General features: G+C 65.6%; 25 protein-coding genes. All 25 read left to right on the top strand.

The features are described from left to right. The first annotated feature begins 138 nt into the window (after nucleotides 1-138). The 25 genes from uvrC to KIH79_RS06115 all read left to right on the top strand — a co-directional run bounded on the left by uvrC (nucleotide 139) and on the right by KIH79_RS06115 (nucleotide 24,420). Nucleotides 139-2,421, top strand: coding sequence for an excinuclease ABC subunit UvrC (gene uvrC / locus KIH79_RS06235; protein WP_420829365.1), 2,283 nt, complete (start codon nucleotides 139-141; stop codon nucleotides 2,419-2,421). Nucleotides 2,422-2,595: 174 nt separating this feature from the next. Continuing rightward, the gene (locus KIH79_RS06230) at nucleotides 2,596-3,552 is read left to right on the top strand and encodes a shikimate dehydrogenase family protein (RefSeq protein WP_219058622.1); all 957 of its coding nucleotides are present in this window, start codon (nucleotides 2,596-2,598) and stop codon (nucleotides 3,550-3,552) included. Next, nucleotides 3,552-4,526, top strand: coding sequence for an RNase adapter RapZ (gene rapZ / locus KIH79_RS06225; protein WP_219058621.1), 975 nt, complete (start codon nucleotides 3,552-3,554; stop codon nucleotides 4,524-4,526). The genes KIH79_RS06230 and rapZ overlap by 1 nt, the downstream gene beginning before the upstream one ends. 196 nt (nucleotides 4,527-4,722) lie before the next feature. Next, nucleotides 4,723-5,670, top strand: a complete 948-nt coding sequence (gene whiA, locus KIH79_RS06220; RefSeq protein WP_033493653.1) for a DNA-binding protein WhiA — start codon at nucleotides 4,723-4,725, stop codon at nucleotides 5,668-5,670. Nucleotides 5,671-5,839: 169 nt separating this feature from the next. Then, nucleotides 5,840-7,045: a phosphoglycerate kinase gene (locus tag KIH79_RS06215; RefSeq protein ID WP_219058620.1), complete on the top strand. Its 1,206-nt coding sequence runs from the start codon at nucleotides 5,840-5,842 to the stop codon at nucleotides 7,043-7,045. A gap of 100 nt (nucleotides 7,046-7,145) precedes the next feature. After that, the gene (gene tpiA / locus KIH79_RS06210; RefSeq protein WP_033493657.1) at nucleotides 7,146-7,943 is read left to right on the top strand and encodes a triose-phosphate isomerase; all 798 of its coding nucleotides are present in this window, start codon (nucleotides 7,146-7,148) and stop codon (nucleotides 7,941-7,943) included. 108 nt (nucleotides 7,944-8,051) lie between these two features. Continuing rightward, the gene (gene secG, locus KIH79_RS06205) at nucleotides 8,052-8,300 is read left to right on the top strand and encodes a preprotein translocase subunit SecG (RefSeq protein WP_033493659.1); all 249 of its coding nucleotides are present in this window, start codon (nucleotides 8,052-8,054) and stop codon (nucleotides 8,298-8,300) included. Between the two features lie 137 nt (nucleotides 8,301-8,437). Next, nucleotides 8,438-9,388: an L-lactate dehydrogenase gene (locus KIH79_RS06200; RefSeq protein WP_219058619.1), complete on the top strand. Its 951-nt coding sequence runs from the start codon at nucleotides 8,438-8,440 to the stop codon at nucleotides 9,386-9,388. A gap of 32 nt (nucleotides 9,389-9,420) precedes the next feature. After that, on the top strand, nucleotides 9,421-10,287 hold the full coding sequence (locus KIH79_RS06195) for an HAD family hydrolase (protein WP_219058618.1): 867 nt from the start codon (nucleotides 9,421-9,423) through the stop codon (nucleotides 10,285-10,287). Nucleotides 10,288-10,430: 143 nt separating this feature from the next. Beyond that, entirely contained in the window at nucleotides 10,431-11,201 is a 771-nt protein-coding gene (hisF, locus tag KIH79_RS06190) for an imidazole glycerol phosphate synthase subunit HisF (protein WP_219058617.1), read from the top strand. A gap of 99 nt (nucleotides 11,202-11,300) precedes the next feature. Further along, on the top strand, nucleotides 11,301-11,738 hold the full coding sequence (gene hisI, locus KIH79_RS06185; RefSeq protein ID WP_219058616.1) for a phosphoribosyl-AMP cyclohydrolase: 438 nt from the start codon (nucleotides 11,301-11,303) through the stop codon (nucleotides 11,736-11,738). Beyond that, nucleotides 11,735-13,291 carry an anthranilate synthase component I gene (locus KIH79_RS06180; protein WP_219058615.1) on the top strand — a complete coding sequence of 519 codons (1,557 nt, stop codon included), beginning with the start codon at nucleotides 11,735-11,737 and terminating at the stop codon, nucleotides 13,289-13,291. The genes hisI and KIH79_RS06180 overlap by 4 nt, the downstream gene beginning before the upstream one ends. Nucleotides 13,292-13,457: 166 nt before the next feature. Beyond that, on the top strand, nucleotides 13,458-14,273 hold the full coding sequence (locus KIH79_RS06175; RefSeq protein ID WP_236023661.1) for a DUF1287 domain-containing protein: 816 nt from the start codon (nucleotides 13,458-13,460) through the stop codon (nucleotides 14,271-14,273). Between the two features lie 94 nt (nucleotides 14,274-14,367). Continuing rightward, the gene (locus KIH79_RS06170) at nucleotides 14,368-16,455 is read left to right on the top strand and encodes a bifunctional indole-3-glycerol phosphate synthase/tryptophan synthase subunit beta (protein ID WP_219058614.1); all 2,088 of its coding nucleotides are present in this window, start codon (nucleotides 14,368-14,370) and stop codon (nucleotides 16,453-16,455) included. Nucleotides 16,456-16,478: 23 nt separating this feature from the next. Further along, nucleotides 16,479-17,348, top strand: a complete 870-nt coding sequence (gene trpA / locus KIH79_RS06165; protein ID WP_219058613.1) for a tryptophan synthase subunit alpha — start codon at nucleotides 16,479-16,481, stop codon at nucleotides 17,346-17,348. A gap of 118 nt (nucleotides 17,349-17,466) precedes the next feature. Then, nucleotides 17,467-18,405, top strand: coding sequence for a prolipoprotein diacylglyceryl transferase (gene lgt, locus KIH79_RS06160; RefSeq protein ID WP_219058612.1), 939 nt, complete (start codon nucleotides 17,467-17,469; stop codon nucleotides 18,403-18,405). A gap of 64 nt (nucleotides 18,406-18,469) precedes the next feature. Continuing rightward, nucleotides 18,470-19,135 carry a ribulose-phosphate 3-epimerase gene (gene rpe, locus KIH79_RS06155; protein ID WP_219058611.1) on the top strand — a complete coding sequence of 222 codons (666 nt, stop codon included), beginning with the start codon at nucleotides 18,470-18,472 and terminating at the stop codon, nucleotides 19,133-19,135. A 32-nt stretch (nucleotides 19,136-19,167) separates the two neighbouring features. Next, nucleotides 19,168-19,431, top strand: coding sequence for a phosphoribosyl-ATP diphosphatase (locus KIH79_RS06150; RefSeq protein WP_219058610.1), 264 nt, complete (start codon nucleotides 19,168-19,170; stop codon nucleotides 19,429-19,431). A 74-nt stretch (nucleotides 19,432-19,505) separates the two neighbouring features. Further along, nucleotides 19,506-20,357 (top strand): ATP phosphoribosyltransferase, encoded by an 852-nt coding sequence (hisG, locus tag KIH79_RS06145; protein WP_219058609.1) that lies wholly within the window; start codon nucleotides 19,506-19,508, stop codon nucleotides 20,355-20,357. Between the two features lie 13 nt (nucleotides 20,358-20,370). Further along, nucleotides 20,371-20,973, top strand: coding sequence for a CDP-alcohol phosphatidyltransferase family protein (locus KIH79_RS06140; RefSeq protein WP_219058608.1), 603 nt, complete (start codon nucleotides 20,371-20,373; stop codon nucleotides 20,971-20,973). 23 nt (nucleotides 20,974-20,996) lie between these two features. Next, nucleotides 20,997-21,986, top strand: coding sequence for a DUF881 domain-containing protein (locus KIH79_RS06135; protein WP_219058668.1), 990 nt, complete (start codon nucleotides 20,997-20,999; stop codon nucleotides 21,984-21,986). Nucleotide 21,987: 1 nt separating this feature from the next. Further along, nucleotides 21,988-22,320, top strand: coding sequence for a small basic family protein (locus tag KIH79_RS06130; protein ID WP_033493680.1), 333 nt, complete (start codon nucleotides 21,988-21,990; stop codon nucleotides 22,318-22,320). A 3-nt stretch (nucleotides 22,321-22,323) separates the two neighbouring features. Beyond that, nucleotides 22,324-23,145, top strand: coding sequence for a DUF881 domain-containing protein (locus tag KIH79_RS06125; RefSeq protein WP_219058607.1), 822 nt, complete (start codon nucleotides 22,324-22,326; stop codon nucleotides 23,143-23,145). Nucleotides 23,146-23,228: 83 nt separating this feature from the next. Further along, entirely contained in the window at nucleotides 23,229-23,666 is a 438-nt protein-coding gene (locus KIH79_RS06120) for an FHA domain-containing protein (protein WP_219058606.1), read from the top strand. A 151-nt stretch (nucleotides 23,667-23,817) separates the two neighbouring features. Further along, nucleotides 23,818-24,420 carry a MerR family transcriptional regulator gene (locus KIH79_RS06115; protein WP_219058667.1) on the top strand — a complete coding sequence of 201 codons (603 nt, stop codon included), beginning with the start codon at nucleotides 23,818-23,820 and terminating at the stop codon, nucleotides 24,418-24,420. Nucleotides 24,421-24,517 lie beyond the last annotated feature (97 nt).

The raw sequence follows: 24,517 nt of genomic DNA, 5'->3' as shown, positions 1-24,517 counted from the left end.
CTGACATCGCATATCCCGACCCCACGCTCGTTTGCAGCCTCGACTTACGTTTTTCTCTGAGGAGCCAACATGACCAACGACATTGAACGGCATGCGCCGGATGTGTGGCGCAGGACGGCGGACGCCTTGCAGAAGGACATGGTCGGCGTCGACACATCCGCAGGGGTGAACAAGAACGGCGCGCCGCTGCTGGGGGACACCCGCGACCTGTTCCGTCCGAAGACGGGGGACATTCCCGCACAGCCGGGCGTCTACAAGTGGCGCGACGGCGAAGGCCGCGTGATCTATGTGGGCAAGGCGAAAAACCTGCGCAACCGTCTGACCAACTATTTCCAACCGCTGTACCTGCTGCATCCGCGCACACAGACCATGGTGCTCACCGCGCGCAGCCTCGAGTGGACGGTGGTCGGCACCGAGCTCGAGGCGCTTACGCTCGAATACACGTGGATCAAGGAATTCGACCCGCGGTTCAACGTGCAGTTCCGCGACGACAAAACCTATCCGTATCTGGCGGTCTCGGCGGGGGAGCGGTTCCCCCGCATATGGGTGACGCGCAGCCGCAAACGACGCGACACCCGTTATTTCGGCCCCTATGCGAAAGTGTGGGAGCTACGCAAGTCGCTCGACCGGCTGCTGCACGCCTTCCCCGTGCGCACCTGCGCCGAGGGAGTGTATCGCAAGGCCGAACTGACCGGACGCCCGTGCCTGCTCGCCTCCATCGGCAAATGCTCTGCGCCGTGCGTCGGGCGCATCGATGCGGCGGAGCACCGGCGCATGTGCGAGCGTCTGGTCGGCGTGATGACCGGCCGGCTCGGCAAATCGTACGTTGCGCAGCTCACCCGCGACATGAAGGAGGCCAGCGCCGAACTCGAATTCGAGAAGGCGGCCCGGCTGCGCGACGAAATCCAGATGCTCCAGACCGTCATGCAGCAGAACGCGGTCGTGTTCGACCAGGACGTGGACGCCGACGTGTTCGGCATGGCATCCGACGAACTGGAGGCGTCGGTGCACGCGTTCATCGTCCGTGACGGTTCGATCCGCGGCGAACGCAACTGGAGCGTCGAACGGGTCGAGGACGTGAGCGACGAAGAACTGATCGCCGACCTCATCGTGCAGGTGTATGCGGACGCCGGCGCGGACGCCGACACGGACACGGCCACGAACGGATTCGCCAACCGGATCGAAGAACGCCGCGACGCGATCGGATCGACCCAGTCGCTGACCGCGACCGACGCCACAGCCCGGGCGCAGGCGACGCGCGAACGGCACGAGCGGCAGGAACAGACCGGCCGCGCCGACCTGCTGGCCCCGGTCTCACCGGTGCCACGGGAAGTGATCGTGCCGGTCGAACCGGCACGCCGCGAAGAACTCGAAACATGGCTGAGCGGAATGCGCGGGGCCGCGGTGACGATCCGCACCGCCAGCCGAGGAGAAAAGAAGGCGTTGATGGACCGCGCCGCGGACAACGCCGGGCAGGCGCTGCAGCGCAGCAAGATGAGCCGCATCAGCGACATGGGCGCCAGATCGGACGCCATGAACGACGTGGCCAAGGCCTTGGGCCTTGCACAGGCGCCGCTGCGCATCGAATGCTACGACATTTCTAATACCGTCGGCGGCGCGTTTCAGGTCGCTTCCATGGTGGTATTCGAGGACGCGATCGCCAAAAAGTCCGAGTACCGCCGGTTCGCCATCCGAGGCAAGGACGGCAACGGCGCGGTCGACGATCTGAGCGCCCTGTACGAGACACTGACGCGCAGATTCCGCCATGGCAACATCGCCGGGGATTCGGGCGACAGCATGGACAACGAACGCCGCGAACGGGACGCTCGGACGACCGCCGGCCATCGCGTCACGGAGGGGACTTCCGACAACGCCACCGCGGACGGCGTCGGCGGTGCGGACGGCCGGGTGGAAGACCAGACGGAACAGGTCGTGCAGCAGAACACCGACCGTCGCCGATTCGCGTACAAGCCGAACCTGATCGTCGTCGACGGCGGGCAGCCGCAGGTCATGGCCGCAGCCAAGGCGCTGGCCGACTGCGGCGTGAACGACGTGGCCCTGTGCGGACTGGCCAAACGTCTTGAGGAAGTGTGGGTGCCGGACGACGACTATCCGATCATCCTCAAACGCCAGTCGCAGGGCATGTACCTGCTGCAGCGGGTGCGCGACGAATCGCACCGCTTCGCCATCACCTACCATCGGCAGACCCGTCGCAAAGGCGCATTGCGATCCGCATTGGACGATATTCCGGGCATCGGCGAGGCGTATCAGAAACGCCTGCTCGCCCGATTCGGATCGGTGCGCGCCATGAGGGAGGCCACGGTCGAGGAACTCGAGCAGGTCAAGGGCATCGGGCATGCCAAGGCCGAGGCGATCCACCGCGCGTTGCATGCGCGCGAGCAGGAAAAAGCCGGGGAGTAGCCGGATGCGTCGATCGCGGCGGCACGTGCCCGCGCCGGGTCGGCCAGCCCCGGATCGGCGGTGACGGAAACGATGAGGCGGACGACGCGCAACGCCGTCGGAGATCGCCGCGGACGAATGATCTCCGGTCGATGCCGAATACGGTACGATAAGTGAGGATGTGAAGGAGGGGGTATGACCCAGGTCAATCACCGCTGCGCGGTACTCGGCAAGCCCATCGCCCACTCGTTGTCCCCGGTGCTGCACGGGACCGCGTACAAGGCCCTCGGCCTTGACGATTGGGCATATGAACGGCATGAAATCGCAGAAGACGACCTCAAGGGCTTTCTCGACGGGCTGGATCCGACATGGCGCGGCCTGAGCCTGACCATGCCGCTCAAGAAAACCATCCAACCGTACGGCACCCCCAAGGACGCATGGGCCGCATCCCTCAAGGTCGCCAACACGGCCGTGTTCGACTGGTCGCACGCCGCCGAACGCGGCGGCAGGCCGGACGTCGCCCTGTACAACACGGACGTGCCGGGCATCATCTACGCCTTCGGCCACGCCTGCGACGTGAGCGACGGGCCGTCGCTCGAAGAACGCGATCTTCGCCGCGCGACGGTGATCGGCAACGGCAACACGGCCGCATCGGCCGCGTGCGCGCTGTCTGTCATGCTCGCATCCTCGAACAACGGGGGAGAGTGCGGCAGGGGCGAAATCACGGTGGCCGCGCGGCATTCCGGCAAGAATCCGGACATCGCGCGCATCGTCGCCGCGGAGGACAGCGCGGATCTGCGCGAAGTCGATCTCGAGCAGGCCGTCGAATCGCTGCGCGGCGCGGATGTCGCCGTCAGCACGATCCCGGGTCATGCCGCCGATGTGATCGCCGAGGCAATCGAAACCGACGACTCGTTCTTCCCCCGCGGCATCCTGCTCGACGTGGTGTACGATCCGCGCCCCAGCGCGCTCATCCGCGCATGGCGAGCCAAGGGCGGTCTGGCTTTGGGCGGTGAGGAAATGTTGTTGTATCAGGCCATTCTGCAGGTGCGATTGATGACCGGAGCCGAGGGCGAGGCCGCCCTTGCCGGCCGGGATCCGATGAAGACGCTGGAACCGCCCATGCGGCGGGCGCTTGAGGAGGCACTGTGATGGATGCGGACAAAGCCAACGGAGCGGCAAACGGCGTGAGTGCGGACGCGGCGGACGCGAGGGCGAACGACAGCCGCCCCGAGCCGGCCGACGGTTTCGAGGTCCTGCTCATCACCGGCATGTCCGGAGCGGGACGCTCCCACGCGGCCGACAGCGTGGAGGACATGGGCTGGTATGTAGTGGACAATTTGCCTCCGAAGCTGCTGGTCCCATTGGTCGACATGATGACGCAGGGCGGAGGCCATTCCGGCAACGGCGTGCACAAGCTCGCCGCGGTCATCGACGTGCGGTCGCGCGAATACTTCGACGACCTGTCCGCCGTGCTCAGTCATCTCGACGATCTGGGAGTTAAAACCCGCATCCTGTTCCTCGACGCGAGCAACGACGTGCTCATCAAGCGCTACGAGTCCGTGCGACGCCCCCACCCGCTGCAGCGGGGCAACCGTCTCATCGACGGCATCAAGGAGGAGCGCGCGCTGTTGATGAACCTCAAGGAACGTGCCGACATGGTGATCGACACGTCCGCGCTGAGCATCCACCAGCTGTCCACCAAGCTGTACGAGGCGATGCTTGGCTCCGGCCCCAAGACCGTGGCCGTGCACATCTTCAGTTTCGGCTTCAAATACGGCATCCCTCTCGACGCCGACTTCGTGGCCGACGTGCGCTTCCTGCCGAACCCGTTCTGGGTGCCCAGCCTGCGCGAGCTGACCGGACAGGACAAGCCGGTGTCGGACTACGTGCTGTCCAGCAAGGGCGCGGCGGAGTTCCTTGACGCATACGAGCATGCGATTCTCGTCGCGCTGGAAGGCTACGCGCAGGAGGACAAGCACTTCGTCACCATCGCGATCGGCTGCACGGGCGGCCAGCACCGTTCGGTCGCCATGAGCGAGGCCCTGGCGTCACGTCTGCGTGCGCACGGCCTCGAGGTGAGCGTCTCCGCGCGCGAGCTGCAGCGGCGACGCCTCGAACGATGATATCGGGGACGTTTTCGGCCGTTATCCGACGCGTCGCCTTTGGCGACCACATATCGAGCCGAGGCTGTCCGATAAGCGGAAAAACATGGTTGGCTTGTCCAAGTGATTCGGTATCACAGTAAGCCGGTGGCAAGGCGGGGCTCATGCCCGGCAACCGGCCAAGCATTGAGGAGAACGGGACATAGGAGGTTGGCTCTTGGCTCTTCTGGATGATGTCAAAAGCGAACTCGCCGCAATCGATAATGAGTTGCCCGCCGCCAAAAAGGCGCAGGCCACGGCGATGATCCGCTTCGGCGGCGGCTTGAAGCTCGTGCAACGCCAGATCATCGTGCAGGCGCAGTTCGATTCGTTGGAGGCCGCAAAGTGGCTTCAGGACACCATCAAGGATCTGTATGGCCATGAGGCGGTGCTCACTCAGGTCTCCCGTCAGACCCCCAACGGCGTCGTGCAGCGCTATCTGATCCACGTCGACCGCGGCGGCGCGGCGCTTGCGCTGCAGACCGGCCTGCTCGACCGTCGCAAGCAGCTGGTGCGCGGTCTGCCCGCCGAAATCGTCAACGGCAACATCGCGCAGGTCAAGGCGGCCTGGCGAGGCGCTTTCCTGGCACACGGCGGCCTGTCCGACCCGGGCAAGGCCAGCTATCTGGAGATCACCTGCCCGTGCAACGAGGCGGCCCTTGCATTGGCCGGCATCGCGCGGCGCCTCGGCATCAGCGCCAAGCCGCGCCAGTTGCGCAGCTCCGAACGCGTCACGCTCAAGGATCCGGACGCGATCGAGCGCATGCTCAATCTCATGGGCGCTCCGCGTTCGGCGCGCGAATGGACCGGCAAGCGTTCCGACGGCGAGGCCCGCGGCAAGGCGAACCGGCTCGCGAACTTCGACGACGCGAACATGCGCCGCAGCGCCAAGGCCGCAGCGGAGGCGAGCGAAAAGGTGCGCAAGGCGTTCGAGATCCTCGGCGACGACATCCCCGACAATCTCAAGGCCGCCGGGCAGCTGCGCCTCGACCACGGCGACGCCAGCCTCGAGGAGCTGGGCCGCCTGTCCGATCCGCCCATCACCAAGGACGCCATCGCGGGACGCATCCGCCGCCTGCTGCAGCTTGCGGACAAGACCGCCAAGGCCCGCGGCCAGTCGCTGTGACCTGATTTTTCCGAATTTTCCAATACGCGAAACACCGCCTCGCATTATGCGAATGGCGGTGTTTTTGTTCGTTCGGGCCTGTATTATCGCAAGTGGCGTATCCACGTCACCACTCTTCCCGTGCTGCGGAGCGACATGCGACGCGGCGCGCGGTTAGGAAAGGATATTCATGAAGACACTCAAGGATCTTGGAGATCTCAAGGGCAAGCGCGTCCTGGTTCGCGCCGATTTCAACGTTCCGCTGGACGGCACCACGATCACCGATGACGGCCGCATCAAGGCCGCCCTGCCGACCATCAAGACGCTGCGCGAAGAAGGCGCGAAGGTCATCCTGATGGCCCACCTCGGCCGCCCGAAGGGCAAGGTCGTCCCCGAGCTGTCCCTGGCTCCGGTCGCCGCCCGCCTCGGCGAGCTGCTCGGCGTCAACGTGCCGCTGGCCAAGGACACCTACGGCGAGGACGCCCAGGCCAAGGTCGCCGCCATGAACGACGGTGACGTGGTGCTGCTCGAGAACGTGCGCTTCAACCCGGAGGAAACCAGCAAGGATCCGGCCGAGCGCGCCGCCTACGCCAAGAAGATCGCCGCCCTCGGCGAGGCCTTCGTCTCCGACGGCTTCGGCGTCGTGCACCGCGCGCAGGGCTCCAACTACGACGTGGCCGCCGATCTGCCGGCCGCCGCGGGCCTGCTGGTCGAGAAGGAAGTCAAGGCCCTGTCCAAGGCCACCGAGAACCCGGAGCGTCCGTTCACCGTCGTGCTCGGCGGTTCCAAGGTCTCCGACAAGCTCGGCGTCATCGAGAACCTGCTCGACAAGGCCAACCGCCTCGTCATCGGCGGCGGCATGGTGTTCACCTTCCTCAAGGCCAAGGGCTACGAGGTCGGCACCTCCCTGCTCGAAGAGGACCAGCTCGACAAGGTCAAGGGCTACATCGAGACCGCCGAGAAGAATAACGTCGAGCTCGTGCTGCCGACCGACATCGTCGTGAACCCGGGCTTCCCGAAGTCCGACGCCGACGTCGCCCCGGAGGTCGTTCCGGCCGACGCCATTCCGGCCGACAAGATGGGTCTGGACATCGGCCCGGAGTCCCAGAAGCTGTTCCACGACAAGATCGTCGACTCCAAGACCGTCGTGTGGAACGGCCCGATGGGCGTGTTCGAGATCGCGGCCTTCGCCGACGGCACCCGCGCCGTGGCTCAGGGCCTCGTCGACGCGACCAAGGCCGGCGCGTTCACCATCGTCGGCGGCGGCGACTCCGCCTCCGCGGTGCGCAACCTCGGCTTCCCGGAGGACGGCTTCTCGCACATCTCCACCGGTGGCGGCGCCTCCCTCGAGTTCCTTGAGGGCAAGGAGCTGCCGGGCCTGAAGGTGCTCGACTGAGATTGAGATAACGTCGCGCCCCTCTTCACGGAGGGGCGCTTCGTTTTGTGAACAACACACATCGCATCCGAGAACGGATCCTACGGAAGGGAACAACGGCATGGCGTCGCGCACACCGCTGGTGGCGGGCAACTGGAAGATGCACTTCGACCATCTGGAAGCCACCTATTTCGTGCAGAAACTCGCGTGGCTGCTCCGCGACGCGCACTTCGACTACAAGCGCTGTGAAGTCGCTCTGATGCCGTCGTTCACCGCGCTGCGCAGCGTGCAGGTGCTTGTCGAAGCCGACAGGCTGCCCATCCGCTACGGCGCGCAGTCCGTGTCCGTCACCACGCAGGGCGCGTTCACCGGCGACGTGTCCGCCGACATGATCGCCGCGCTCGGCTGCCGCTACGTCATCGTCGGCCATTCCGAACGGCGCAAGTATCATCCCGAAGACGACGCGAACATCGTCGATCAGGTGCGCGCCGTGCTCGCCGCCGGCATGCAGCCCATCCTGTGCGTCGGTGAAAGCTTCGAGGAACGCCGGCAGGGCATCGAACTCGACTTCGCGGTCGGCCAGGTCCACGACGTGACACGCGACCTGTCCAGCGATCAGGCCGCCAAACTCGTCATCGCCTACGAGCCGGTGTGGGCCATCGGCACCGGCATGGTCGCCACGCCGGAATCCGCGCAGGACGCGGCCAAGGCGATACGCGACGATCTTGCGGCCACGTTCAGCCGCGACGTCGCCGACGGCGTGCGCATCCTGTACGGCGGTTCCGTCTCATCGAAGAACGCGGTCGAACTCATCGGCGAGCCGGACGTCGACGGCTTCCTGATCGGCGGGGCCGCGCTCGACGCCGACGAACTCGCGAAAATCGCCCGCATGACGCTCAAGGCGACGTCCGGACGCTGAACATAGCCGAACGTAGCCGCGATTTCGGCGGTTTCGCCCCGTTGTTCACCACCTTGGGGTATGGTATAGGACAGCACTTTATGAATTGGAGGTTCGCCCGTGTCCGCTATGGCCATCGTTAAGCTCGTGCTGCAGATCATTCTCGTCGTCTTCAGCCTGCTGCTCACCCTGCTCATCCTCATGCACAAGGGTAAGGGCGGCGGTCTGTCCGACATGTTCGGCGGCGGCCTCACCCAGAACGCAGGCTCCTCCGGCGTGGCGGAAAAGAACCTGAACCGCTGGACCGTCATCATTGCGCTGCTGTGGGTCGCGATCATCATCGCCCTCGGCCTGATGGCGAAGTTCAACCTCGTCTGATCGCCGTTCATCCGCAATGAGTTCGTCATGAGCCATGACCGCTTCGGTCATGGCTCATTTTCGTGTCAGGACATCCCGCCGCGCAATTCCATGACAGAATATCGGTGGCATACCGTTAGGAAAGGAAACGCAACCACATGGTCACCATGAACCGCAACAAGGTCGTCATCGTCGGCACCGGACAGGTCGGCTCCACCGCCGCGTTCGGCATCGTCACGCACGGCCTGTGCAACGAGCTCGTGCTCATCGACCACTTCGCGTCCAAGGCATTGGGCGAAGCGCACGATCTCGACGACGGCAGCGAATTCCAAGACCGCCACGTCAAGGTGCGCGCCGGCGACTACGCCGACTGCAAGGACGCCGACATCGTCGTCATCACCGTGGGCCGCAAGCCGCCGGCGAACTCGACGCGTCTGGCCGAACTCGGCTTCACCATCGGCCTCGTCGGCGACGTGGTCGACAACGTCATGGCCTCCGGCTTCGACGGCGTGATCGTCATGGTCTCCAATCCGGTCGACGTGATGGCCTGGTACGCGTGGAAACGCTCCGGCCTGCCTCGCACGCAGGTGCTCGGCACCGGCACCGCGCTCGACACGTCGCGCCTCAAGACCATCATCGGCGAGGAAACCGGCCTTGACCCGCGCAACGTGGGCGGTTTCGTCATGGGCGAGCACGGCGACTCGCAGTTCGCCGCATGGTCCACCGTCTCGCTCGGCGGCAAGCCGTTCGCGCGCTTCCTCGCGGACAACCAGGACCGTTTCGCGTCCGTGTCCACGGAGGAGATCGAGGCGAAGACGCGCATGCGTGGCAACGAGATCGTCGCGGCGAAGGGCGGCACGAACTTCGGCATCGCGTCCACGGTGGCCGGCATCGTGCAGACGATCCTGTGGGACGAACGTCGCATCGTGCCCGTTTCCACGCTGCTCGACGGCGAATACGGCGAGCATGACGTGTTCCTCGGCGTGCCGACGGAACTGCGCGCGAACGGCGCGAACGAAATCGTCGAACTCGATCTGGCCGACGACGAGCTCGCCAAACTGCACCGTTCCGCCGACATCGTCCGCTCGTACTGCGAGGGCCTGCTGTGACGGCCGCGGAACATGGGAGCCGCTCGAGCCACGTGGACCGAACGGACCGGGCCCAGTGCGGCCGCGATGACATCCGGCTCGTCGTCGCCGATCTCGACGGCACGCTGCTGCACGGCGGCGCCACGTTCGAGGAGCGGTACATCACCGACCGCTCGGTCGAAACCGTCGAGCGTCTGCACGACGCCGGCTATCTGTTCGCGATCGCCACGGCCCGGCCGGTGAGCACCGGACTCGCGTTCGCCGACAGGCTGCCCGCCGACGCGGTGATCTATCTCAACGGCGCGCTCATCGACTTCGACCCTGCGCATTCCGACTTCGACCTGCTGACCGGCGCACGGCCGGCCGCGGCGGGGCATCTGGAGAAGATCGGCTTCCCGTCGTCGCGCGCGTGCGAGGTGTGCCGGGGCTTCCTGCACGAACTGCCGGGCCTCAAGGTCGGCATCGTCATGGACGACGTGCGGTACACGAACTTCGACGTGAGCGTCTACTGGAAAACACAGACGTGGCGCCTGACCGACTTCTCCGACGGCGACGTTCCCGACGGCATCGCCGACAAGATCATCGTCTTCCCCGACGCCGAACAGTGGACGCGTCTGGAAACGCTGGTCCCGGACGATTTCGACGTGCACGTCTCCGAGGGCACGATGTGGATGCTCATGAGCCCGCTGGCCAACAAGGAGCACGCGCTGCGCATCGTGTGCGACCGGCTGGACGTGCCGTTGGCGCGCACCGTCGCGTTCGGCGACGACGTGATCGACATCGCGATGATGCGCGAGGCGGGGCTCGGCGTGGCCGTGGCGAACGCGAATCCGGACGTGCTGTCTATCGCCGACGAAACCTGCGGGGCGAACGACGACGACGGCGTGGCCCGGTGGATCGAAGAACGTCTGCTGCCGTAGCCGATTCGCGGACGACGGGCCGACAAGGAGACGGTCGACGCGCATCCCGCGCGATTCCGTCAGGTGGAATCGCGCGGGATGACTGTAACGGCGGCACGCTAACCTGTATGGCGGTAAGGCAACCGCACGGAACAGGAGTGAATATGTCGCTGGCCATTCGAGTCATCCCATGCTTGGACGTCGATGCGGGACGCGTGGTCAAGGGCGTGCACTTCGAAAACCTGCGCGACGCCGGCGATCCGGTCGAATTGGCCGCCGAATACTACCGCCAGGGCGCCGACGAGCTCACGTTCCTCGACGTGACCGCGTCCAGCTCGCACCGGCAGACCATGATCGACGTGGTCGCGCGCACGGCCGAGCAGATCTTCATCCCGCTGACCGTCGGCGGCGGCGTGCGCACGCCCGAGGACGTCGACTCGCTGCTGCGCTGCGGCGCGGACAAGGTGGGCGTCAACACGGCCGCGATCAACGACCCGACGCTGATCAGCCGCGTCGCCGACCGGTTCGGCAACCAAGTGCTCGTGCTGTCCGTCGACGCCCGTCGCGAGAAGGGCGAGCAGCACACGCAGTCCGGCTTCGAAGTGACCACGATGGGCGGGCGCAAGTCGACCGGCATCGACGCGATCTGGTGGGTCAAGCGCGCCGAGGAGCTGGGCGCGGGGGAGATCCTGCTCAACTCGATGGACGCCGACGGCACGCAGCAGGGCTTCGATCTTGAGATGATCCGCGCCGTGCGCCGGGAAGTGAACATTCCGATCATCGCGTCCGGCGGCGCGGGCAAGGCCGCCGATTTCCCGCCGGCGATCGAAGCTGGCGCCGACGCGGTGCTCGCCGCGTCGATCTTCCACTACGGCAAGGTCACCATCGGCGAGGTCAAGGACGAGCTGCGACGGGCCGGCTACACCGTGCGCTAGCGCAAGGCTCGCAGGAGACCACATTCATTCGTCAGGCCGCACCGATCGATCATTGAACCGGCCGTCATCGAGAATCCGACAAGAGGAAACGCAACAGTCATGGAATACAACAACAGCACGACGCTCGATCCGCGCATCGCCGAACGCCTCAAGCGCGACGCCAAGGGTCTGGTCGCCGCGGTCATCCAACAGTACGACACGCACGAAGTGCTGATGGTCGGCTATATGAACGACGAGGCGCTGCGGCGCACGCTCACGACCGGCAGGGTCACGTTCTGGTCGCGATCGCGGCAGGAATACTGGCGCAAGGGCGACACCTCCGGCCACGTGCAGTACGTCAAGTCCGTCTCGCTCGACTGCGACGGCGACGCGCTGCTCGTCGAGGTCGACCAGGTAGGCGCCGCCTGCCACACCGGCAAGCGCAGCTGCTTCCTCGAGGGCGGTCCGCTGCCGTGCGTCGAGGGGCACCGCACCCCCGAACAGGAAAAACCATCGGAATCCGACAAGGCCGGCAACGAACAGGAGGAACAGGCATGAGCGAATGCAGCGTCGAACATCTGACATGGGGCGCGACCTGGCCGAGCCGCGAGCAGTTCCACGAGCTGGCCGACGAGGGCTATCGCGTCATTCCGATCGTGCGCAGGCTGCTCGCCGACTCGCTCACCCCGGTCGGCTTCTACGAGCGGCTTGCGGGCGGGCGCACCGGCACGTTCATTCTCGAATCCGCCGAATACGGCGGCACGTGGAGCCGATACAGCTTCATCGGCGTGCGCTCGATGGCGCAGCTGCGCTCGAACGACGGCAAGGCCGACTGGCTGGGCAAGGTGCCCGCCGGCGTGCCGACCAGCGGCGACGTGATCGAAGTCGCGCACGCCGCGCTCAAGACGCTCAAGGCCCCGCACGTCGCGGGCCTGCCGAACCTGACGAGCGGTCTGGTCGGCACGGTCGGCTGGGACGCGATCCGCCACTGGGAGCCGACGCTGCGCGCCGAGGCACCGAACGAGACCGGCCAGCCGGAAACCGTGCTCGCCCTCGCCACCGACATCGCCGTGGTCGACCACGTTTCCGGTTCCGTGTGGCTCATCGCGAACGCGGTGAACGTGGACGACAAGCCGACGCGCGCCGACGCCGCCTACGACGAGGCCGTCGCCCGTCTCGACCGCATGCAGCGCGACGCCGCGACGCCCACCGTGGGCGAAGCGCGCGTCAACGTCCTCGACGAGTCCGTGCCGCAGCCGCCGTTGCGCTTCCGCACGGAGAAAAGCCATTACGAGCAGGCCGTCGAAGCCGCCAAGAAGCACATCGTCGACGGCGACGTGTTCCAGGTCGTCATCTCCCAGCGACTTGACATCGACTCGCCCGCCGACCCGTTCGACGTGTACCGCGTGCTGCGCACGCTCAACCCGAGCCCGTACATGTACTTCATGACGCTCACCGACGCGCAGGGCCGCGACTTCAACGTGATCGGCTCCAGCCCGGAAACGCTCATCAAGGTCGACAACGGCCATGCGATGACGTTCCCGATCGCCGGGTCGCGCCCCCGCGGCGCCACTCCGGAGGAGGACGCGCGTCTCGCCAAGGAGCTGCTCGCCGACCCGAAGGAGCGCAGCGAGCACATCATGCTCGTCGATCTGGCGCGCAACGACCTGAGCCGCGTGTGCGATCCGACCACCGTCGAGGTCGTCTCGCTCATGGACATCAAGCGGTTCAGCCACATCATGCACATCTGCTCGACCGTCACCGGCCGCGTGGACCCGCATCTGACCGCGTTCGACGTGTTCACGTCCGCATTCCCGGCCGGCACGCTGTCTGGCGCGCCCAAGCCGCGCGCGATCGAGATCATCGACGAGCTGGAACCGGCCGACCGCGGCATCTACGGCGGCACCGTCGGCTACTTCGACTTCTCCGGCAACCTCGACATGGCCATCGCGATCCGCACCGCGTTCATCCGCGACCATGAGGCGAGCGTGCAGGCCGGCGCCGGCATCGTGCTCGACTCCGTGCCCGCGACCGAATGGCAGGAGACGCGCAACAAGGCCGAGGCGAGCGTCGAGGCGGTGAAGATCGCCGCGCAGCTGCGCGAACTGTGACGCCGGGTCGTGACCGACATGCCCAACAGGAGTTCCGAGACATGATCTGATCCCATACGATCGACAGCGGGCCTGTATCCGTCCATACAGAAAAACTGTATGGACGGATACAGGCCCGCTTGCATGCGGGGTACAGTATGGTTCTACACGACGGAAGGACGACGGCATGGCGCAGCATATTGCGGAAAGCGGCAACGACGATCGCGGCGCGGACGGCACGAAACGCGGGCGCCTTCGTATGATCGGCCTGATCCTGTCCGCGGCGCTGATCGCGATGATGCTTTGCGCCGGGACGGTGGCCGTACGACACATGGCCGGCATGCCGTGGCGGTCGCTGTTGCGGTCGTCGTCGGGCGGCGACCCGTCCGTCATGACGCAGGCCGACAGCGACCGCGAGTATCCGCGCGAGGCCAGCCCGGTCGACTTCAACGGCAACGGCGTCGACGACTACGCCGACATCGTCGCCGGCGCGCGGGCCGACGCGACGAACCATCCCCGCTACGACAGCGGCTACTACGAGGGCGGCTATCCGCCGGACGACCGCGGGGCATGCACCGACACGGTCTGGCGCGCGTTCCGGCAGGCCGGCTACGATCTCAAGGCCATGGTCGACGCCGACATCGCCGCCGATCCGGACGCGTACGCCGCGGTCGCGCCCAAACCGGATCCGAACATCGACTTCCGCCGCACCGGCGTGCTCAACGTGTTCTTCGCCAAATATGCGCGGACGCTCACCACGGACGTCGCGGACCGGGAGCAATGGCAGGGCGGCGACATCGTCGTGTTCGAGACCAGCCGTCACATCGGCGTGGTTTCCGACAAGCGCGACGGCGACGGCACGCCGTACGTCATCCACAACATGGGCCAGCGGCGGCGCGAAAACGACTATCTCGCGTTCCGCCGCCACATGACCGTCACCGGCCACTACCGGTTCGACGCGTCGAAGGTTCCGCGAAACGTGCTCAGGACGTGGCAAGAATGAACCGTTTCGCGCCCAGAATGTAGGACGCCGGCGGCGGATGCCGGGCAAGGTGGCTTACAGTGACGCATGATCGACCACAAGCAAAGGGAGGATCATGTCGGTTCTGGACGAATTGGTGGCGGGCGCGCTGGAGGACCAGCAGACCCGCGAGCTCACCGTGTCGCTTGATGATGTGAGGAAGGCCGCGCTGGCGGCCCCGGCCCCGATCGACGCGAAGCGATGGCTCAAGCGCGCCGACGGCATCCCGGTGATCGCCGAAATCAAGCGCGCGTCCCCGTCCAAGGGCCATTTGAGCGACATTCCCGATCCGGCCGCATTGGCCCGCGAATATGAGGCCGGCGGCGCGAGCGCGATTTCCGTGCTCACCGAGGGCCGCCGGTTCCTCGGCTCGCTCGACGATCTCGACAAGGTGCGTGCCGCCGTGCACATTCCGGTGCTGCGCAAGGACTTCATCGTCACCGACTATCAGGTGTTCGAGGCGAGAGCGCATGGCGCCGATCTCATCCTGCTGATCGTCGCGGCGCTCGACGATGCGACGCTGAAGCATCTGCTGGATCTCGCGCACGGGCTGAACATGACGGTGCTTGTCGAGACGCACACCCGCGAGGAGATCGAACGCGCGATCGCGGTGGGCGCGAAGGTGATCGGCATCAACGCGCGCAACCTCAAGGATCTCAAGGTCGACGTGAACAAATACAACGAGCTGGCGGCGAACCTGCCGGACGACGTGATCCGCGTCGCCGAGTCTGGCGTGTTCGGCGCGGTGGAGGTCGAGGACTACGGCCGTGCCGGCGCCGACGCGGTGCTGGTGGGCGAGGGCGTGGCCACGGCCGCCGATCATGAACTTGCAGTGGAACGACTAGTAAAGGCAGGAGCAAGAGTGAAAGCATCCGAAACCACTCCGTTAAGCGAACATCAGGGACCGTACTGGGGCCAGTTCGGCGGCCGGTACGTGCCCGAGGCGCTCATCACCGCGCTGGACGAGCTGGAACGCGTCTACGACGAGGCCAAGGCCGACCCCGAATTCCATAAGGAATTCATGACGCTGCAGCAGCGCTACGTCGGCCGTCCGTCTCCGCTGACCGAGGCGCCGCGCTTCGCCGAACTCGTCAAGGCCAAGACCGGTCTTGACGCGCGCATCTTCCTCAAGCGCGAGGACCTCAACCACACCGGCGCGCACAAGATCAACAACGCGCTCGGCCAGGCGCTGCTCGTCAAGCGCATGGGCAAGACCCGCGTGATCGCCGAGACCGGCGCCGGCCAGCACGGCGTGGCCACCGCCACCGTGTGCGCGATGCTCGGCCTCAAGTGTCGCATCTACATGGGCCAGATCGACGCCCGCCGCCAGGCGCTCAACGTCGCCCGCATGCGCATGCTCGGCGCCGAGGTCGTGGAGGTCACGCTCGGCGACCGCATTTTGAAGGACGCGATCAACGAGGCGCTGCGCGACTGGGTCACCAATGTCAAGGACACGCACTACCTGCTCGGCACGGTCGCGGGCCCGCATCCGTTCCCGGCGATGGTGCGCGACTTCCAGAAGATCATCGGCGAGGAGGCCAAGGAGCAGCTCAGGGACTGGTACGGCATCGACCATCCGGACGCGATCTGCGCGTGCGTCGGCGGCGGCTCGAACGCGATCGGCATCATGAACGCCTTCCTCGACGACGAACGCGTGAACCTGTACGGCTACGAGGCCGGCGGCAACGGCCCCGAATCCGGCCGCCACGCGATCCGCTTCGCGCCGGGCACCGGCCAGCTCGGCATGTTCCAGGGCGCCAAGAGCTACCTGCTGGAAACCGACGAAGGCCAGACGCTCGACACGTATTCGATCTCGGCGGGCCTCGACTACGCGTCCGTCGGCCCGGAGCACGCGTGGCTCAAGGACATCGGCCGCGTGAACTACAGCTGGGCCACCGACGACGAGGCCATGAACGCGTTCCGCGACCTGAGCCAGACCGAGGGCATCATCCCCGCCATCGAGAGCTCGCACGCGGTCGCCGGCGCGTACAAGGCCGCCGCCGACCTCAAGGCGAAGGGCTATGACAAGGCCGTGATGATCGTCAACATCTCCGGCCGAGGCGACAAGGACATGGCCACCGCCGGCAAGTGGTTCGGCTACCTGACCGACGAGCAGGCGGCCGCGCTCGACGTGACCGGCGCGCACGGCGACACCGTGGCCTGAAGAACGAGGGGAGAACATTGATTATGACGAACACTGCAACCACGCCGTCCGGCCAGCCGCTCGGCATCAGCCACAAGCCCAGCCGCACCGAGGCGATGTTCGACGCGTTCAAGGCGGAGAACAAGCCCGCGTTCATCGGCTACCTGCCGTACGGCTTCCCGAACCCGGACGTCTCGCTCGACGCGCTGCGCACGATGGTCGAGCACGGCGTCGACGCGGTCGAGATCGGCCTGCCGTACTCCGACCCGGTGATGGACGGCCCGGTCATCCAGGCCGCCAGCCAGATCGCCCTGAACAACGGCGAAAGCATCCACGGCGTCTTCAAGGCCGTTGAAACCGTGGCGAAGGCCGGCGGCGTGCCGCTCATCATGAGCTACTGGAATCTCATCTACCACTACGGCGTCGAACGCTTCGCCCGCGACTTCGAGAACGCGGGCGGCGCCGGACTCATCACCCCGGATCTCATTCCGGACGAGGCGGGGGAGTGGATCGAGGCCTCCGACCGCCACGGCCTCGACCGCATCTTCCTCGTGTCGCCCGACTCGGCCGACGAACGTCTCGCCGTCGTGGCGAAGAACGCGCGCGGCTTCGTGTATGCGGCGGCCCGCATGGGCGTGACCGGCGAGCGCGCGACGATCGACGCGTCCCCGGAGACGCTGGTCGAGCGCACCCGCGAGGCTGGAGCGAAGAACGTGTGCGTCGGCATCGGCGTGTCCACGCCGGAGCAGGGCGCGAAGGTCGGCGCGTACGCGGACGGCGTGATCGTCGGCTCCGCGCTCGTGCACACGCTGCTGAACGACGACAACCGCACCGCCAAGGATCCGGCCGAAGGGCTGAAGGACCTCGCCGCGAAGGCCGAATCGCTCGCCGAGGGCATCCACAACGCGCGATAGCCGCGGACCGGCGAACGCGTCCATGCTCAGGCGGAATCCGCGCGCAATCACGCGGATTCCGCCCGGACTGGGGTAGGATGACAGCGGCATACACGAGTAGAGAGGCGAGCATCACACGATGAACTTGGCTTATATCCCGTCACCGACGTTCTCATACTTCCAGATCGGTCCGGTGACCATCCGCATGTACGCGATCTGCATTCTCATCGGCATCTTCGCGGCCGTCACGATCCTCACGAAACGATGGAAGCGGCTCGGCGGCACGTTCGATCAGGTGCTCGACACCACGCTGGTCGCCGTGCCGTGCGGCCTTGTCGGCGCGCGCCTGTACCACTGCATCACCACGCCCGACCAGTACTTCCCGCCCACCGGCAACCTCATCAACATCCTCAAGGTGTGGGAGGGCGGCATGGCGATCTTCGGCGGCATCTCCGTCGGCGCGCTGGCCGCGTTCCTGTGGTGCCGGCACAAGCGCTATCCGTTCGCGCTGTTCGCCGACGCGCTGGCGCCCGGGCTCATGGTCGCGCAGGCCATCGGCCGGCTCGGCAACTGGTTCAACCAGGAGCTGTACGGCAAGCCCACCACCCTGCCGTGGGGCCTCAAGCTCAACGACGCCGACGCGATCGGCAAGACCGAGATCTGCTACGACGGCCAGGCGTGCCCGACCGGCACGCTGTTCCATCCGACGTTTCTGTACGAGATGATCTGGAACCTGATCGGCGCGGCCCTCATCGTGTGGCTCGGCCACAAGCTGTGGGGCACGCTCAAGGCCGGGCAGCAGTTCGCCATGTATCTCATGTGGTACGGTCTCGGCCGTACCTGGATCGAAATGATCCGCATCAACTACTCGACGATCATCCTCGGCCTGCGCATCAACGTGTGGACCGCGATCCTGTGCTTCATCCTCGGCTGCATCCTGTTCGTCGTGCTCTGGCGCTTCGGCGGGGATTCCGAGCGGCTGTCCCGCCAGCTCACCGCGGTCACCGCCGACGAGCTGGAACGCGAGTCGATGGCCGAATCCCAGGCCGACGCCCCGCGCAAGAAGAACAATCAGTGAACAACCGCGACGGGCCGCGACATGACGTCGCCGCTCGTCGCTCAGACTCCATAGAATGACAACCATGACTATTCAAATCGCCCCCAGCATCCTGTCCGCCGACTTCTGCAACCTCGAGCGCGACCTCAAGGCCATCTCTAACGCCGATCTCGTTCACGTCGATGTGATGGATCACCACTTCGTGCCGAACCTGACCCTCGGCGAGCCGATCGTCGGCCGCATCTGTCAGGTCACCGACCTGCCGGTCGACGTGCACCTGATGATCGAGGACCCGGACCGCTGGGCCCCCGAATACGCCAAGCTCGGCGCCGCCTCCGTGTCCTTCCACATGGGCGCCACCCACGCTCCGGTGCGTCTGGCCCGCCAGCTGCGCGACATGGGCTGCAAGGCCTGCTTCGCCGTCCGCCCGGCCGAACCGGTTGAGCCGATCTTCGACATCCTCGACGAGTTCGACATGATCCTCGTCATGACCGTCGAACCCGGCTTCGGCGGTCAGAAGTTCCTCGACAACCAGATGGCCAAGGTGCGTCGCCTGCGCGACGAGATCACGCGCCGAGGCCTCAAGACCAAGATTCAGGTGGACGGCGGCGTGAGCCCCAAGACCGCGCACATCGTGGCCGAGGCGGGCGCCGACGTGCTCGTGGCCGGCTCCGCCGTGTACGGCGCCGAAAGCCCGGCCCAGGCCATCGACGACATCCGTGCCAAGGCCGAGGCCGCATTCCGCGCCTGACCCCCCATATACAAGAAAGCGACACCTATCATATGAAGACGTTTGAATCGCTGTTCGCCGAACTGAGTGAGAAGGCCGCCACCAAGCCGGCCGGTTCGCTGACCGTGGAGGAGCTGAACAAGGGCACCCACTTCATCGGCAAGAAAATCGTCGAAGAGGCGGGGGAGACCTGGATCGCCGCCGAATACGAAGGCGCCGACCGCACCGCCGAGGAGATGAGCCAGCTCATCTACCACCTGCAGGTCATGATGATCGACCGAGGCATCACGCTCGAGGACGTCTACAAGCACCTGTGAGCATCATTCGCCCGGCCGCGCCGACGCGCATGGCACGTCGTCACGCGGCCGGGCATTCGATAAGGGAGGAAACGATGTTACGTATCGCCGTGCCCAATAAGGGCATGCTGTCCGAGCCGGCATGGAACATGCTGGCCGAGGCGGGCTACCGCCTGCGCTCCAATCCGCGCCAGCTCGTCGTCGAGGATCCGGACAACGACATCGAACTGTTCTATCTGCGTCCGCTCGACATCGCCGTGTACGTGGGGCGGGGCACCATCGACGTCGGCATCACCGGCCACGACCTGCTGCTCAACTCGGGCACCGAGGCGAAGGAGCACATGCAGCTCGGCTTCGGCGCGTCCACGTTCCGCTTCGCCGCGCCCAACGACTCTCCGATCAGCACGCTCGAGGACATCCGCGGCAAGCGCGTCGCCACCTCCTTCGACAAGCTCGTGCACGACTATCTCGTCGAACACGGCATCGAGGCGGAGACCATCCACCTCGACGGCGCCGTCGAATCGTCCGTGCAGCTCGGCGTGGCCGATCTCATCGCCGACGTGGTGTCCACCGGCACGACGCTGCGCAACGCCGGCCTGCGCATCTTCGCCGATCCGATCCTGCACTCCGAAGCCGTGCTGATCCGCTCCCCGCGCCTCGACGAGCACGACGAGCGCCTCGTCAAGTTCTCCCGCCGCCTGCAGGGCGTGCTCACCGCGCAGCGCTACGTGCTCATGGACTATGACATTCCGGTGTCCAAGGTGGCCGCCGCCGTGGCCGTGACCCCGGGCTTCGAAAGCCCGACGATCTCCCCGCTGCACGACAAGCAGTGGAACGCGGTGCGCGTCATGGTGCCCAAGGCGAAGGTCAACCAGCTCATGGACCAGCTGTACGAGGTGGGCGCGCGCGGCATCATCGTCACCGCGCTGCAGGCCTCGAGAATGTAGTGTTGCCTGTCGTATGAAGATCAACGAGAAGTTCAGGAAAAAATACAGTCCGGAGGCGCGTGACATCTACTTCACCGTCCCCAATCTGATCAGCCTGCTCAGGATCATATCGATCCCGATCATCGCCGTGCTGGTATCCCGGCACCAGATGGTCGAAGCGCTAGCGGTGCTTGCCGTGTCCTCCGTCTCCGACGGCGTGGACGGCATTCTGGCCCGTCTGCTCAATCAGGTCAGCAAGGTCGGCCAGATCCTCGACCCCATAGCGGACAGGCTCCTGATCTTCTGCAGCATTCTGGCGCTCGGCGTGGCCGGCATCATCCCGTGGTGGATGCTGATCATCGTAGGCCTGCGCGACCTGCTCATGGGACTGGAGGTGCTCGCCCTCGCGCAGTACGACTACGGTCCGCTGCCGGTGAACTTCGTCGGCAAGTCGGGCACCGCGATGCTCATGATCTCGATCACCGCGCTGATCTTCTGCGACATCTGGAACAATCCACTGGTCGATCTCCTGCATCTGGCCGCACTGGCCGCCGGCATCTGGGGCGTCGGGCTGTACTGGCTCGCCGGGGGCATCTACCTGCAGCAGGGCATCCGGCTCATCCGCGAGGTGCGATGAACGGCGAGAACGGCATGACCGGCATGCGAGGAACGGACGGATTCGCCGCTGCGGATGCGGCCCCGTCGTTTCCGGTCGCACCGGAATCAGCGACGGTCAGACGGCGTGCGGCGTTCTCCGCATCGTTCGCCGATCTCGAGTCCCACCATGCGTCGCTGTCGTCGTCGGTCGGCCATGCGTCCCGCCGTCGACGCAGGTCGAACGACGATTCGCTGCGGCTGATCGACGATCTGACGAACCGTCCGATGGATCCGCTGTTTTCCGACTCCCGTCTTGCGCAGCGCCGCGTTTCGACATGGGAACGGCAGGCGACCCGCGTCGTCGTGTTCGTCATCTGCATCGTCGTCGGACTGTACGGCAGCGCGTTCGTACAGCAGCTGCACACCGACCCGCGCAAGACGGTCCGGCAGAACTGGGCCAGCGAGCTCGAGTCGATCAACACGCAATTCGACCAGCTCACCGCGGAAGTCGGCAAGCTGCAGGCGCAGGTCACTGACCAATCCAACAAGCTTGGCGACGTCGGCCGCAGCGACACGCTGGTGCAGGACGAGATGATGAACGGCGCGGTGCCGGTGACGGGGGAGGGCATCACGCTCACGCTGGCCAATCCGATCGCCGCGGACGGCAACGACGACGGCACCTACCATCGCGACAACACCAGCAGCCAGGTCAGGGTGGTCACCGACGCCGACCTGCAGATGCTCGTTTCGCTGCTCTGGCAGTCGGGAGCCGAGGCGATGGCGATCAACGGATACCGGCTCGGCGTGCAGACCTCGATCCGCACCGCCGGCCAGACGATCATGATCGGCGTGAATCCGGTGCAAAGCCCCTATACGATCGCGGCGATCGGAGACCGGAACACGCTGGCCGACGTGGTCGGATCGAAACGGCAGCCGGGACTGTACGAATCGTTCGCCGCCGCCGGCATCTACCCGCAGGTGTCGAAATCGAAATCCATTACACTGGAGGCGGCGGCAAGCGGCAACCTGTCATACGCCAGAAAGGACGAATAGCATGGCGGCGGTTTTGGGATTGATCATCGGCGTGGTCGTCGGTCTGTTCGTCAAGCCGGCCATTCCCGTCATGCTGCAGCCGTACCTGCCGATCATGGTGGTCGCCGCGCTCGACGCGCTGCTGGGCGCGGCGCGCGCCTACTTCGAACGCAGCTTCTCCGACAAGGTGTTCGTGATCTCGTTCTTCTCCAACGTCATCACCGCGACGCTGCTCGTCTTCCTCGGCAACCAGCTGGGCGTCGGCTCCCAGCTGCAGACCGCCGTCATCGTCGTGCTCGGCATCCGCATCTTCTCGAACGTGTCCGCCATCCGCCGCTTCATCTTCAAGGGGTGAGCCATGGCCCGTCGCAGACAGCCGCAGGACGTGCTCACCAAAATGCACATCCAGCACGCACAAGACAAGGCCAACGATTCGACCGACACCGGCTCGTTCCCCGTCGTGCGCAAGAAAAGCCGGAAGCGTTCGCTCAATGCGAACGCGACGCGCATGAGACTGCTCACCAGCGCGCTCATCACGGTGATGTGCGCGCTGCTCGCGTTTGGCTACATGGTGCAGATCAACACGAAATCCAACTACGAGACGATGAGCGAGGACGAGCTGGTCAGCCTCATCAGCCAGACTAGCACGCAGGTGCAGAACCTCGAACAGCGCAAAAGCGAACTGACCAGCCAGCTCAATTCGCTGCAGGCCACGGCCGACAAGCAGGCCGCCGCCGAAAAAATCGCCAGGCAGAACGAGGAGACGAACGGCATTCTGTCCGGGCGACTGCCCGCGAAGGGCCAGGGCGTGGTGATCCGCATCACGAAGGGGTCCAAGGCGGACGTCGACGCGTCCACCATGTTCACGTTGCTGGAGGAGCTGCGCAATGCCGGAGCCGAGGTGATCGCCGTCAATACCGTGCGCGTGATCACCAGCACGTACATCAGCGACACCGGCAACGGTCTGGTCTGCGACGGCGTCACGCTGAACACCCCATATACGATCAAGGCCATCGGCGACCCGCAGGCGCTGGCCAACGCGGTGAACATCGCCGGCGGCGTGGGATCCAGGCTCAAAGTCAAGTTCGGTTCCAACGTCACGGTGACCACGGAAAACGAGGTGCGCATCACCGAGGTGCGCGAGGCGCAGCAGTACCAGTACGCGCAGACCGCGGAATGACTCCGCGGCCGCTCCGCGGCCAAGTTCCGCGACGGTGTGCCGAAGGGGCCGAAGACCGGAGCACCTTGCTAGAATGTGTAATTATGACTGATCCGATTCCAAGCGCAGGCGAAACGACCATCATCGGCCTGCCCGCCATCACCATTCCGATTACCACCACCGGGGACCGCCCTCTGACCCAGGAGGATCTCGACACGATCGCGCGTCTGTCCGAAGGCACGGCGCTGCTGATCTCGACCAGGGGAGCGGTGTCCGGTTCCCGTTATCTGCTCGACGAGGACGAGATCACCGTGGGACGAGACCCGCGCGCCGACATTCTGCTCGACGATTCGACCGTGTCCCGTTCTCACGCCGTGTTCCGCCGCGTGGGCAACGTGTTTCAGGTCGTCGACGCCGGCAGCCTGAACGGCACGTACGTGAACCGGCAGCGCGTGGACAGCGCGACGTTGCGCAATGGCGACGAGATCATGATCGGCAAGTTCCGTCTCGTCTTCTTTACCAAGTCCGCGGTCATTTCCTGACTGCGATTCCGCGTTCCGCGTGCGCTGCCGTAACAACGGCCGGATGCGGACGAATCGTTGCATTGGGGGAGCGATGGCCGCTGACATGCAGACAACGGATCCACGCCTGCGCGTCGTCTCCGGGTCGTCCGATCCGCAGACGGACGACGCGATGACGGGCGTGGATCAGGCGGTGCAGGGAGAACTGTTCCCCGCCGACGACTCCCAGAATGCCAGACGCGGTTACCGGGGAACGGTGGCGTCGAAGGTCGCCGGCATCACGTACCGGCAGCTGGACTACTGGGCGCGCAAGCAGATCGTCGAACCGTCGATCACGCCGTCCCACGGCTCGGGATCCCGCCGGTTGTATTCGTTCAAGGACGTCGTGATCCTCGCAGTGTCCAAGAAACTACTGGATGCCGGCGTGAACCTGCAGAACGTGACCGCGGCGATCGGCTTCCTCTCCCAGCGAAGCGTCTCCCGTCTGGAGAACGTCACCATCATGTGCGACGGGCAGCATGTGCATGAATGCACGACCAGCGAGCAAATGCTGGAGCTGCTGCAAAGCGGCAAGGCCGTGTTCGCCATTTCCGTCGGCTCGCTGTGGCACCAGATCGACGCCGCGCTCGAACATGAGGACTATGTGGATCTGGAATCCATGCCTCCGGCCTCGACCAGCGCGGTGCGGCCGATCGACGAGCTGACCGCCATGCGGATGCGCAAGAAGATCGCCCTGCAGCGCGCCCAGCGAGCCGAACGGAGCATGGACGCCTGAATCATCGAGGCGTGACCGACGGAAGGGAGCAACCAGAATCATGATCGACCTGTTGCCCGCGATGCTGTGGGTGCTGTCCCTGATATGGTCCGGGGGA

Source organism: Bifidobacterium miconis, from assembly GCF_019331735.1.
Lineage (GTDB): Bacteria > Actinomycetota > Actinomycetes > Actinomycetales > Bifidobacteriaceae > Bifidobacterium > Bifidobacterium miconis.
The sequence above is the reverse complement of the archived record's forward strand: the minus strand, read 5'-3'. Positions and strand labels throughout refer to the sequence as shown.

Bases quoted from the DNA above. Each gene is read 5' to 3' on its own strand.
- uvrC (WP_420829365.1), top strand. From the start codon at position 139: ATGGTCGGCGTCGACACATCCGCAGGGGTGAACAAGAACGGCGCGCCG.
- KIH79_RS06230 (WP_219058622.1), top strand. From the start codon at position 2,596: ATGACCCAGGTCAATCACCGCTGCGCGGTACTCGGCAAGCCCATCGCC.
- rapZ (WP_219058621.1), top strand. From the start codon at position 3,552: ATGGATGCGGACAAAGCCAACGGAGCGGCAAACGGCGTGAGTGCGGAC.
- KIH79_RS06215 (WP_219058620.1), top strand. From the start codon at position 5,840: ATGAAGACACTCAAGGATCTTGGAGATCTCAAGGGCAAGCGCGTCCTG.
- tpiA (WP_033493657.1), top strand. From the start codon at position 7,146: ATGGCGTCGCGCACACCGCTGGTGGCGGGCAACTGGAAGATGCACTTC.
- secG (WP_033493659.1), top strand. From the start codon at position 8,052: ATGGCCATCGTTAAGCTCGTGCTGCAGATCATTCTCGTCGTCTTCAGC.
- KIH79_RS06200 (WP_219058619.1), top strand. From the start codon at position 8,438: ATGGTCACCATGAACCGCAACAAGGTCGTCATCGTCGGCACCGGACAG.
- hisF (WP_219058617.1), top strand. From the start codon at position 10,431: ATGTCGCTGGCCATTCGAGTCATCCCATGCTTGGACGTCGATGCGGGA.
- hisI (WP_219058616.1), top strand. From the start codon at position 11,301: ATGGAATACAACAACAGCACGACGCTCGATCCGCGCATCGCCGAACGC.
- KIH79_RS06180 (WP_219058615.1), top strand. From the start codon at position 11,735: ATGAGCGAATGCAGCGTCGAACATCTGACATGGGGCGCGACCTGGCCG.
- KIH79_RS06175 (WP_236023661.1), top strand. From the start codon at position 13,458: ATGGCGCAGCATATTGCGGAAAGCGGCAACGACGATCGCGGCGCGGAC.
- KIH79_RS06170 (WP_219058614.1), top strand. From the start codon at position 14,368: ATGTCGGTTCTGGACGAATTGGTGGCGGGCGCGCTGGAGGACCAGCAG.
- trpA (WP_219058613.1), top strand. From the start codon at position 16,479: ATGACGAACACTGCAACCACGCCGTCCGGCCAGCCGCTCGGCATCAGC.
- lgt (WP_219058612.1), top strand. From the start codon at position 17,467: ATGAACTTGGCTTATATCCCGTCACCGACGTTCTCATACTTCCAGATC.
- rpe (WP_219058611.1), top strand. From the start codon at position 18,470: ATGACTATTCAAATCGCCCCCAGCATCCTGTCCGCCGACTTCTGCAAC.
- KIH79_RS06150 (WP_219058610.1), top strand. From the start codon at position 19,168: ATGAAGACGTTTGAATCGCTGTTCGCCGAACTGAGTGAGAAGGCCGCC.
- hisG (WP_219058609.1), top strand. From the start codon at position 19,506: ATGTTACGTATCGCCGTGCCCAATAAGGGCATGCTGTCCGAGCCGGCA.
- KIH79_RS06140 (WP_219058608.1), top strand. From the start codon at position 20,371: ATGAAGATCAACGAGAAGTTCAGGAAAAAATACAGTCCGGAGGCGCGT.
- KIH79_RS06135 (WP_219058668.1), top strand. From the start codon at position 20,997: ATGCGAGGAACGGACGGATTCGCCGCTGCGGATGCGGCCCCGTCGTTT.
- KIH79_RS06130 (WP_033493680.1), top strand. From the start codon at position 21,988: ATGGCGGCGGTTTTGGGATTGATCATCGGCGTGGTCGTCGGTCTGTTC.
- KIH79_RS06125 (WP_219058607.1), top strand. From the start codon at position 22,324: ATGGCCCGTCGCAGACAGCCGCAGGACGTGCTCACCAAAATGCACATC.
- KIH79_RS06120 (WP_219058606.1), top strand. From the start codon at position 23,229: ATGACTGATCCGATTCCAAGCGCAGGCGAAACGACCATCATCGGCCTG.
- KIH79_RS06115 (WP_219058667.1), top strand. From the start codon at position 23,818: ATGACGGGCGTGGATCAGGCGGTGCAGGGAGAACTGTTCCCCGCCGAC.